This window comes from Mycobacterium sp. (genome assembly GCF_035697385.1).
Classification (GTDB): domain Bacteria; phylum Actinomycetota; class Actinomycetes; order Mycobacteriales; family Mycobacteriaceae; genus Mycobacterium.
In genome coordinates this window covers 1-10,507 of sequence record NZ_DASSCY010000341.1, presented here as the reverse complement: position 1 = coordinate 10,507, position 10,507 = coordinate 1, and the positions used below count along the sequence as shown (strand labels likewise).

9 protein-coding genes and 2 pseudogenes are annotated in these 10,507 nt (G+C 65.3%); 9 read left to right on the top strand and 2 right to left on the bottom strand.

Annotated features, from left to right (window positions below):
- The 4 genes and pseudogenes from VFH65_RS28765 to VFH65_RS32100 form a co-directional block, all read left to right on the top strand.
- A pseudogene (locus VFH65_RS28765) lies at positions 1–262 on the top strand (ATP-dependent DNA helicase RecG); the annotation flags it as partial.
- On the top strand, positions 259–969 hold the full coding sequence (locus VFH65_RS28760) for an HNH endonuclease family protein (RefSeq protein ID WP_353326451.1): 711 nt from the start codon (positions 259–261) through the stop codon (positions 967–969). The pseudogene VFH65_RS28765 and the gene VFH65_RS28760, both read left to right, overlap by 4 nt.
- A gap of 252 nt (positions 970–1,221) precedes the next feature.
- Positions 1,222–1,566: a hypothetical protein gene (locus VFH65_RS28755; protein ID WP_353326450.1), complete on the top strand. Its 345-nt coding sequence runs from the start codon at positions 1,222–1,224 to the stop codon at positions 1,564–1,566.
- A 620-nt stretch (positions 1,567–2,186) separates the two neighbouring features.
- Positions 2,187–2,363 (top strand): annotated as a pseudogene (locus VFH65_RS32100) (hypothetical protein); the annotation flags it as partial.
- A 16-nt stretch (positions 2,364–2,379) separates the two neighbouring features.
- On the opposite strand, the gene VFH65_RS28745 reads toward VFH65_RS32100, so the two are convergent.
- The gene (locus VFH65_RS28745) at positions 2,380–3,219 is read right to left on the bottom strand and encodes an aldo/keto reductase (RefSeq protein WP_353326447.1); all 840 of its coding nucleotides are present in this window, start codon (positions 3,217–3,219) and stop codon (positions 2,380–2,382) included.
- A gap of 5 nt (positions 3,220–3,224) precedes the next feature.
- Complete coding sequence (locus tag VFH65_RS28740; protein ID WP_353326445.1) at positions 3,225–4,064, bottom strand: aldo/keto reductase; 840 nt, start codon at positions 4,062–4,064, stop codon at positions 3,225–3,227.
- On the opposite strand from VFH65_RS28740, the gene VFH65_RS28735 reads away from it, so the two are divergent.
- The 5 genes from VFH65_RS28735 to rsmD all read left to right on the top strand — a co-directional run.
- Positions 4,063–5,193: an alpha/beta hydrolase gene (locus VFH65_RS28735; protein ID WP_353326443.1), complete on the top strand. Its 1,131-nt coding sequence runs from the start codon at positions 4,063–4,065 to the stop codon at positions 5,191–5,193. The two genes, VFH65_RS28740 and VFH65_RS28735, sit on opposite strands and share 2 nt — an antisense overlap.
- A 33-nt stretch (positions 5,194–5,226) precedes the next feature.
- Complete coding sequence (locus VFH65_RS28730; RefSeq protein ID WP_353326442.1) at positions 5,227–6,015, top strand: DsbA family protein; 789 nt, start codon at positions 5,227–5,229, stop codon at positions 6,013–6,015.
- Complete coding sequence (locus VFH65_RS28725) at positions 6,012–6,644, top strand: vitamin K epoxide reductase family protein (protein ID WP_353326440.1); 633 nt, start codon at positions 6,012–6,014, stop codon at positions 6,642–6,644. Before VFH65_RS28730 ends, VFH65_RS28725 begins: the two co-directional genes overlap by 4 nt.
- Positions 6,644–10,027 carry a pyruvate carboxylase gene (locus VFH65_RS28720; protein ID WP_353326438.1) on the top strand — a complete coding sequence of 1,128 codons (3,384 nt, stop codon included), beginning with the start codon at positions 6,644–6,646 and terminating at the stop codon, positions 10,025–10,027. The genes VFH65_RS28725 and VFH65_RS28720 overlap by 1 nt, the downstream gene beginning before the upstream one ends.
- Positions 10,024–10,507, top strand: a 484-nt coding sequence (gene rsmD / locus VFH65_RS28715) for a 16S rRNA (guanine(966)-N(2))-methyltransferase RsmD (protein ID WP_353326453.1), incomplete at its 3' end; no start/stop codon positions are given. The genes VFH65_RS28720 and rsmD, both read left to right, overlap by 4 nt.

Sequence of the window (10,507 nt, the reverse complement as noted above, 5' to 3'; positions counted from 1 at the left end):
GGTCGCGGGCACCCTCGATGGGTTCAAGCTCGCCGACCTCGATCTCAAGGAGCGCAAAGAGGGAGATGTGTTGGGGCTCAGCCAATCCGGCCTGCCCATCACGCTGAGGTTCTTGTCGCTGTCCGACCACCTCGACATCATCTTGGCGGCTCGTGAGTTCTGCGAATCGCGTTACGAGAAGGAGCCCAACCATCCCGGGATGGCGCTGCTGGCAGCGCACTTCACCGATACCGACCGCGTCGAATACCTGGAAAAATCATGAGCCGCAGCCGGTTGGTGTGGCTGGCGGTCGCGGTGGCGCTCGCGGTGATCGTCGCGTACCAGGTCGTCGCGTCGGCGGGTGATCGCGCGTCGCAGTTCGTCGCAGGCGCCGAAATGCCCACCGTCGCGCCGGGTGTTGACGTGCTTGCCGGCGTGGCGGTCCTACCCGTTCGCATCCGCAGCTTTGACTATCGCAGGGATGCATTCGGCGACAGTTGGACCGACGACAACACCGCCCCTGGTGGGCATAACGGCTGCGATACCCGCAACGACATCCTCAATCGCGACCTCGTCGAGAAAACCTACGTGTCAATCAAGCGCTGCCCCAACGCCGTTGCCACCGGGACATTGCACGACCCGTACACCAGCACCACCATCGCCTTCGTCCGTGGCAACCAGACCGGTGCGGCCGTACAGATCGAGCACATCGTCCCGCTGGCGTACGCATGGGACTTCGGCGCGCGGGAATGGACGGACGAGAAGCGGATTCGGTTCGCCAACGATCCGGCGAACCTGCTCGCCGTGCAAGGCCAAGTCAATCAGGACAAGGGCGACAAGCAGCCCGCTGACTGGATGCCGCCCAACCGGGCCTTCTGGTGCCAGTACGCGGTGCAGTTCGCCGAGGTGCTCCGCGGCTACGGGCTGCCGGTCGACGCGCCGTCGGCGACGGTGCTACGCGATGCCGCGGCTACCTGCCCGGCAGCCTGAACCGGCCTCGCCGCAACGATATTCACGTGATGACGCGACATCAGCACCAGGCTTGACTGAGGTTATTGCGGCGGCGCGCCGAAAGACTGCCACAGTAGCCCGGCTGCACGGCGCCAACAATCACCCAGCGAATAGGAAACTCTTCCCTTTCTTGTAGTCGAATCTACCTGCTGGGCAATTACCGAAGGGCCGCGTAAGCCGCACTATTTCAATCAGCAACAAAGCATCCCGGAACCAATCACAGGAGCAGCCATGAAATCGCTTACCCGCACCGCCCCCGCTGCCGTGTTCGTCGCAGCATCCGTTGCGCTCGCATTCCCCGCCGTCGCAACCGCGGTGCCGGAATGGGACATCGGCAGCTATGACAGCTGCATGGCCAAGGTTGAAGATAATTGGCAGAGAGGCAAGATCGCCAACTTGGTCGACGCTTATCGCGAATGCTGCCTGAAGAGCGGCGGAGTATGGACCAACGAAGGGTCAAACAGCCATTGCGTGGCTCCCCCGAAAGAGGCGCAGGTGTCAAGGCTGCCCAGCCATGTGCTGACGCCAGTCCAACCCCTAATCCCCGAGACAATCACGCTCACACCCACCCCGTAACCGCGAAATGGACGCCACGGTCATGTAAGCGTGAATTTCACGACTCGGAATTCTGTTTCGACGCGCTAGATCTCGATGACCGTTGGCACGATCATCGGCTGGCGACCGTAGGTCCCCTGCGCCACTGCCAGTGCCGTTAGGAGTGCAGACATTTCAGTGTGATGATGACGCCGTCGTAATTCCTTCAGTTGCACCGAAGGGCACAACAGGAGCGGACTCGGCCGGGCGTCCCACCGTCTGAGTCGAGACTGTTGACGTTCCGGGCGTTTGGAGTGCGCATCTGTTGGATACGTTGGGCGCAACTCGGGCTGGCGGTAGAGGAAAATCGCTGGAGACGTCGGCTTCGTGGGCGACGCTGACGAAGCTGATCGCCACCCCAGTCGCCGAGAGCCGTGCCAGCGCGGTCGGTGACGTCGGTGACGAACTTGGCACAAGTTTGGCAAGCGTTCCCCTTGTTGCACAACTGTTTCGGTGGAAGCGTGCAGCAGCCGTTGGGGGAGTGCACAGTCAGCGCGCTTGTCGAGTTGGATCAGGTCGTAGAGGTCGGTGTCGTCGATCTCGGCGGTGCACGCTCTTGGATTACTGCCACGCGATGCCTCAGCGCTCATCGGGGCCTGCCCCAAGCCAACCAGGACAAGGGCGACAAACAGCCAGCTGGCTGGATGCCGCCCAACCGGGCCTTCTGGTGCCAGTACGCGGTGCGGTTCGCCGAGGTACTCCGCGGCTACGGACTGCCGGTCGACGCGCCGTCGGCGACGGTGTTACGCGACGCCGCCGCCACGTGTCCGGCAGCCTGACTCCCTCGGCGAGGAACTAGGTGCCGGTGTAGGAGTCGGGGTCGGGACGAAAGCGCGTTCCGTCATCGAGCCCGTTGAGCGTGGCCATCTCGTCATCAGTCAACTCGAAGTCGAACACGTCGAGGTTCGATTTGATCCGCTCCGGAGATGATGAGCGCGGAATGACGACATTGCCCAGCTGGATGCTCCACCGGATCAGCACCTGCGCAGGAGTTTTCCCGTGCGCCTCGGCGACAGCCGCGATGGTCGGGTCTTCGAGCAGCTTGCCGACGCCGAGCGGGCCGTAGGCCTCGGTGACGATGCCGTATTCGGCGTTAACCGCCCTCAGCTCGGCCTGATTCAGCAGCGGGTGCAGTTCGATCTGGTTGATGGCAGGTGTGAAGAACGACAGGTCGATGACGTTCGACAAGTGCTCGGCGTGGAAGTTGGCCACCCCGATCGACTTGGCATCGCCGTCCTCCTTGCGCTTCATCAAGCCGCCCCAGCTGTCCACGTACTTGCCGTGGTCGCCGCCAGGCCAATGGATGAGATACAGATCGACATAGTCGAGCCCGAGCCGCTGCAGGCTGGCCTTGATGGCGTCCTGCGACGCTTGGAAGCCCTGGTCTTCAGTGGCCAGCTTCGTGGTGACGAACAGCTCTTCCCGCGGTATGCCCGACGACGCGATCGCGCGGCCGACGGCGGCCTCGTTGCCGTACGCCGCTGCCGTGTCGATCAGCCGGTAACCGACCTCCAGCGCAGCCGAGACGGACTGCTCCGTTTCGGATTCCGACAGCTCGCCAACGCCGAGGCCGATCACCGGAATCGTGTTCCCGTCGTTGAGAGTGACCGTGGGAATCGCAGCCGCCGACGTCATAACACCTATCCTGTGAAGTTGAATGTTCGTGGATCGGGTCCCAGCCGTGTTCCATCGCCGAGCGAGGAAATGGACGCCATGTCCTTCTCGCTCAATTCGAAATCGAACACGTCGAAGTTGCTCACAATTCGCTCAGGGGTCACCGACTTGGGGATGACGATATTACCGAGTTGGATATGCCACCTAATCAGCGCCTGGGCAGGGGTTTTTCCGTGCGCCTGCGCGACGGCGGTGACGGCCGGGTTGGACAGCAACGAACCCTGGCCGAGCGGACTCCACGCCTCAGTGGCGATTCCCAACTGAGCGTGGGCTTCTCGCAATTCCTGTTGCTGCAAAAGGGGATGCAACTCGACCTGGTTGACCGCGGGCACGATCCCGGTGGCGTCCACCAGAATCCTCAAGTGCTCGGGCTCGAAGTTGCTGACCCCGATAGACCGGATGCGGCCCTGGTTGCGCAGGTGCGCGAAGGCCCTGAAGGTGTCGACAAACGCGTTCTTGGCCGGCAACGGCCAATGAATGAGGTACAGGTCGAGGTAGTCGACACCAAGGCGGGCAACGCTGGCGTCGAACGCCGCGAGCGTGGTGTCGTAACCCTGGTCTGAATTCCACAGCTTCGTGACCAGGAACACGTCTTCTCTGGCCACGCCGGAATTCGCAGCTATTTTCAAGCCTCTGCCCACCTCGCGTTCGTTCTCGTACGCTGCGGCCGTATCGATATGCCGGTAGCCAGCCTCCAGGGCGGTCGCGACCGCACGTTCGGTGGCGTCCGGCGGAGTCTGCCAAACGCCAAGTCCCACCTGGGGTATCGAATTACCGTCATTGAGCGTGATCGAAGGAGCTGCCATGCCTCAGAGTCTGCCAGGACAGGCGCCACCCGTCGGGCCACCAACCGACGACCCGGCGCCGCGCGGTCAAAGTCGCGGCAAGGATGCGATTGTCAACGCCACGGCAGGGGTGACGTTGCGGGCCCTCCCGCACATTCCTTACGCCGTCAAACGGCTGCTGTTGGGCGGTCGATCGGTCACGGTCGACGGCAACACTCTGGACACCACGCTGCAGCTGATGCTTGCCGGTCAGCGCGCTACTGGAATGGACGGCCTGGTGTCCAGCGACGACGTCGCGGTCGCGCGATCCCAGCTGCGAACGCTGGCCGCCAGCTTCAGGCAGGACATCCCGGTGGCCAGGGTGACGAACCTCTCGATCCCCGGACCGGCCGGCGCGATCCCTGCCCGGCACTACCGTCCGGCCGAACCGGATGCGCCTCTGCTGGTCTTCTACCACGGCGGCGGCTGGGTCATCGGCGACCTCGACACCCACGATGACGTGTGCCGGAAGATCTGCCGCGATGGCGGCGTCCACGTACTCTCCGTCGACTACCGGCTGGCGCCCGAGAACAAGGCGCCGGCCGCGGCCGACGACGCGTTCACGGCGTACCAGTGGGCGTTGGAGAACGCGGCCGGCCTGGGTGCCGACCCGGCACGAGTGGCGGTCGGCGGCGACAGCGCGGGCGGGAATCTCGCCGCCGTGGTGTCGCAGCTGGCGCGCAACGAGCATGTGAGACCGCCGGCCCTTCAGGTACTCATCTACCCGCGCACCAACTTCGTCGGCGAGACGCGCTCGCAGACGTTGTTCGCCGAGGGGTATTTCCTGACCAAGCGGGATATTGGCTGGTTCACCGGCAAGTACCTCGACGGCGCACACGTCGACCGGTCCGATCCACGGGTGTCGCCGCTGCTTGCCGACGACCTTTCTGGTCTGCCGCCCGCGCTGGTGCTCACCGGCGGCTTCGATCCGCTGCGCGACGAGGGCAACCAGTACGCCGAGGCCATGCGAGCCGCGGGCGTACCCGTCGACCTGCGCGAATTCGGCTCGATGGTGCACGGCTTCGCCAATTTCTTCGCGCTCGGTGGCGGCGCCGCTGTCGCCACCACCGAGATGATCTCGGCGATGCGGGCCCATCTCAGCCGAGGCTGAAAAGCCGCAAATCACCGCCGGTACTCTTGACCCGTGGCCACGAACTCCAAGAAGACCGCGAAGTACGACCTGAAGGCAGCCGACCGCAAGCGAAACCTGGCGGTACAGATCGGGCTGACATCGATCGTGGTGATCTTCGCCGTCGCGTTGGTGCTCTACATCGTGATGTCCGCCGACGAAAAGCCGACCGCCGGTGAAGCCAAGTCCGTTCGGGTCACGTCGAGCAAGCTGGTCACCAAGGAGGGCGGCGAGCCCAAGGCCGTGCTGTCGATGTACGAGGACTTCCTGTGCCCGCACTGCGCCGCGTTCGAGAAGGAATTCGGGCCCACGGTACGCAAGCTCATCGACACCGGGGCCGTGGCCGCCGACTACTACCTGGTCGCCATCCTCGACCGGCCGCAGAATCAGAACTACTCCTCGCGTGCTGGCGGGGCGGCCTACTGTGTGGCCGACGAATCGATCCAAGCCTTCCAGGTCTTCCACGACGGGCTTTTCACGAATCAGCCGAGCGAGACCGCGGCCGTCTACCCCGACAACACGCGCCTGATCGAGATGGCGCGCTTGGCGGGTGCCGCCGGCACCGTCCCCGACTGCATCAACAAGGGGACCTATGAAGAGATGGTTGGTGGGATGGCTGAGGCCACCGGTATCCAGTCCACCCCGACCGTCCGGATCAACGGCGAAGAGTACAAATACACCACGCCCGACGCGCTGATCGCCAAGATCAAGGAGATCGTCGGCGATGTGCCGGGCCTGGACGCGATGGCACCGGCTCCTGCGCCTGCGCCTGCGCCTGCGCCGGCTCCCGCTCCTGCACCATGACCGTTACCGAGAGCACCCCAGTCGAACCGGGCGAAGCCACGGCAGACAAGCCGTCGGGCGTGTCGGTCGGCAGGGCCAGCGCGGTATGGGTGCTCATCGCGGGCCTCGTCGGGTTGGCTGCCGCGCTGACGCTGACGGTCGAGAAGATCGAGATTCTGATCAACCCCGACTACGTGCCGTCGTGCAGCATCAACCCGGTGCTGTCGTGCGGGTCGGTGATGATCACCCCGCAGGCCTCGGCGTTCGGCTTCCCCAATCCGCTGATCGGCATCGTCTCGTTCGCCGTCGTGGTGGTGACCGGTGTGCTGGCCGTTGCGCAGGTGAGACTGCCGCGGTGGTACTGGGCCGGTCTCGCCGCCGGCACGCTGCTCGGCACGGCGTTCGTGCACTGGCTGATCTTCCAGAGCCTCTACCGCATCGGCGCGCTGTGCCCGTATTGCATGGTGGTGTGGGCGGTCACCATTCCGCTGCTGGTCGTGGTGGCCTCCATCGCACTGCGACCGCTGGGCTCTAACGCGGCCGCGCGAGTCCTCTACACCTGGCGGTGGTCGCTGGTGGCCCTGTGGTTCACCGGCTTGATCCTGCTGATCCTCGTGCGCTTCTGGAACTACTGGTCGACTCTTATCTAGTGATTTCCAAAGTCCTGGTCGCCAATCGCGGCGAGATCGCTATCCGCGCGTTCCGAGCGGCCTATGAGATGGGGATCGCCACCGTCGCGGTGTACCCATACGAAGACCGCAACTCGCTGCATCGGCTGAAAGCCGATGAGTCCTATCAGATCGGTGATACCGGCCACCCGGTGCGGGCCTATCTGTCCGTCGACGAGATCATCCGCGTCGCCAGACAAGCCGGCGCCGACGCCATCTATCCCGGATATGGCTTCTTGTCGGAGAACCCCGATCTGGCTGCCGCGTGTGCGGAGGCGGGCATCACGTTCATCGGGCCGGGCGCCGAAATTCTCGAGCTGGCGGGCAACAAGTCGCGGGCGATCGCGGCGGCGCGCGCCGCCGGGTTGCCGGTGCTGAACTCGTCTGCGCCCTCGGCGTCGGCCGACGAACTGATCGCCGCGGCCGCGTCGATGGAGTTCCCGTTGTTCGTCAAGGCGGTCTCCGGCGGCGGTGGGCGCGGTATGCGCCGTGTCACCGATGCCGCCGCGCTGCCTGAAGCGATCGAGGCCGCCGGCCGCGAGGCCGAGTCGGCGTTCGGTGACCCGACGCTGTATCTGGAGCAGGCGGTGCTGCGCCCGCGCCATATCGAGGTGCAGATCCTTGCCGACACGCACGGCAACGTGATGCATCTGTTCGAGCGGGACTGCAGCGTGCAGCGGCGCCATCAGAAGGTCATCGAGCTGGCCCCTGCGCCGAACCTGCCTGAGGACCTGCGAGCCAAGATCTGCGCCGACGCGGTGGCGTTCGCCCGCCAGATCAACTACACCTACGCGGGCACGGTCGAGTTCCTTCTCGACGAGCGCGGCCACTACGTCTTCATCGAGATGAATCCGCGCATCCAGGTCGAGCACACCGTGACCGAGGAGATCACCGACGTCGACCTGGTCGCCAGCCAGATGCGCATCGCCGACGGGGAGAGCCTGGAAGATCTTGGGCTGAGCCAGGATTCGCTGCAGGTGCATGGAGCGGCGATGCAGTGCCGGATCACCACCGAGGACCCGGCCAACGGTTTCCGCCCTGACACCGGCCGCATCACCGGCTATCGTTCGCCCGGCGGTGCGGGCATCCGGTTGGACGGCGGCTCGCATCTTGGCGCGGAGATCAGCGCCCACTTCGACTCGATGCTGGTCAAGCTGACCTGTCGGGGACGCGACTTCTCCGCAGCGGTCGCGCGGGCCCGCCGCGCGCTCGCTGAGTTCCGGGTGCGTGGGGTGTCGACCAACATCCCGTTCTTGATGGCTGTCGTCAACGATCCGGACTTTCGCGCTGGGCGGGTGACCACGTCGTTCATCGACGAGCGGCCGTATCTGCTGACCGCGCGCACCCCGGCCGACCGGGGCACCAAGATCCTGAACTATTTGGCCGATGTCACGGTGAACCAGCCGCATGGGCCGCGGACGTCGACGGTGTATCCGCAGGACAAGCTGCCCGAGATCGACCTGGACATCGCACCCCCACGCGGGTCCAAGCATCTGCTGACCGAGGTGGGGCCGCAAGGGTTCGCCCGATGGCTGCGTGAATCCAAGTCCGTCGGTGTCACGGACACGACGTTCCGCGATGCGCATCAGTCACTGCTGGCCACTCGAGTACGCACCACTGGCCTGTTGATGGTGGCGCCCTACATCGCGCGGATGACCCCGCAGCTGCTGTCCATCGAGTGCTGGGGCGGAGCGACTTACGATGTGGCGCTTCGGTTTTTGAAGGAAGATCCGTGGGAGCGGCTGGCGGCGCTGCGTGAGGCCGTGCCCAACATCTGCCTGCAGATGCTGTTGCGGGGCCGCAACACCGTTGGCTACACGCCGTACCCGGAGAGCGTGACGAAGGCGTTCGTCGAGGAGGCCACGGCCACCGGCATCGACATCTACCGGATTTTCGACGCGCTCAACAACGTCGAGTCGATGCGTCCCGCGATCGACGCGGTGCGCGAAACCGGCACGGCGGTCGCCGAAGTCGCGATGAGCTACACCGGAGATCTGTCAAACCCGGGCGAAAGCCTTTACACGCTGGACTATTACCTCAGGTTGGCCGAGCAGATCGTCGAGGCCGGGGCACACGTGCTCGCGATCAAGGACATGGCCGGATTGCTGCGTCCGCAAGCCGCGCATGCATTGATCACTGCACTGCGCAGCAGGTTCGACCTGCCCGTTCATGTCCATACCCACGACACGCCAGGCGGGCAGCTGGCCACCTATCTGGCGGCCTGGCAGGCCGGCGCGAGCGCGGTCGACGGCGCTTCGGCACCGTTGGCGGGCACCACCAGCCAGCCCGCGCTGTCCTCCATCGTCGCCGCGACCGCGCACACCGCCTACGACACCGGCTTGTCGCTGTCGGCGGTGTGTGACCTCGAGCCTTACTGGGAGGCGCTGCGAAAGGTCTACTCGCCGTTTGAATCTGGGCTACCGGCGCCGACGGGCCGGGTGTATCACCACGAGATCCCCGGTGGCCAGCTGTCGAATCTGCGCCAGCAGGCCATCGCGCTCGGCTTCGGTGACCGGTTCGAGGAGATCGAAACCAACTACGCCGCTGCAGACCGGGTGTTGGGCAGGCTGGTGAAGGTGACGCCGTCGTCCAAAGTGGTCGGCGATCTCGCCCTGGCCCTTGTCGGTGCGGGCGTGTCCGCTGACGAGTTCGCCGCCGACCCAGCGAAATTCGACATTCCCGACTCGGTGATCGGCTTCCTGCGTGGTGAACTCGGCGACCCTCCGGGCGGCTGGCCAGAACCGTTGCGCAGCAAGGCACTTGCCGGGCGTCCGCCGGCCAAACCCACCCAAGAGCTAAGCGCGGAGGACGAGGCCGTGCTCGCCCAGCCAGGCCCGAAACGTCAAGCCGTCCTGAATCAGCTGCTATTCCCCGGCCCGACAAAGGAATTCGACGCACACCGCGAGCAGTATGGCGACACCTCGAGCCTGTCTGCCAACCAGTTCTTCTACGGGCTGAGGCCCGGTGAGGAACACCGAGTACGGCTGGAGCGCGGCGTCGAGCTGCTGATCGGGCTGGAGGCGATCTCCGATCCCGACGAGCGGGGCATGCGAACGGTGATGTGCATCCTCAACGGCCAGCTGAGGCCGGTGGTCGTGCGTGACCGCAGCATCGCCAGCGACATCCCGACCGCCGAGAAGGCCGACCGGTCCAACCCCGACCACGTGGCCGCACCGTTCGCAGGCGTCGTCACCGTCAGCGTCGAGGCAGGCGACGAGGTCGAGGCCGGCCAAACCATCGCCACCATCGAAGCCATGAAAATGGAAGCCGCGATCACCGCACCCAAAGCCGGAAAGGTCGACCGCGTCGCCGTGTCGGCAACCGCGCAGGTCGAAGGTGGCGATCTGCTGGTGGTGGTCAGCTGACCCGCATCGTCGCCGGCGCATTTGGCGGCAGGCGAATCGCGGTGCCGCGCACCGGAACCCGCCCAACAACCGATCGCGTGCGCGAGTCATTGTTCAACGTGCTGGCCGCGCGGATCGATTTCACCGGGGCGACGGTGCTCGACCTCTACGCGGGGTCAGGTGCGCTCGGCCTCGAGGCGCTGTCGAGGGGAGCGGCATCGGCGGTTTTCGTCGAATCCGATCAGCGGGCCGCCGCCGTCATCGCCGGCAACATCGCGTCGCTCGGCGTGGTTGGCGCGACGGTGCGGCGCGGGCGCGTGGCTACGGTGCTGGCCGACGGTGCCGGCGGGCCGGTGGACCTGGTGCTGGCCGACCCGCCCTACGACGTGGATATCGCCGAGGTCGAGGCCGTGCTCACCGCGTTGACCACAGGCGGCTGGACGAAGACCGGTACCGTCGCCGTCATCGAGCGCGGAAAGAGCAGCGCGGCGTTGGCGTGGC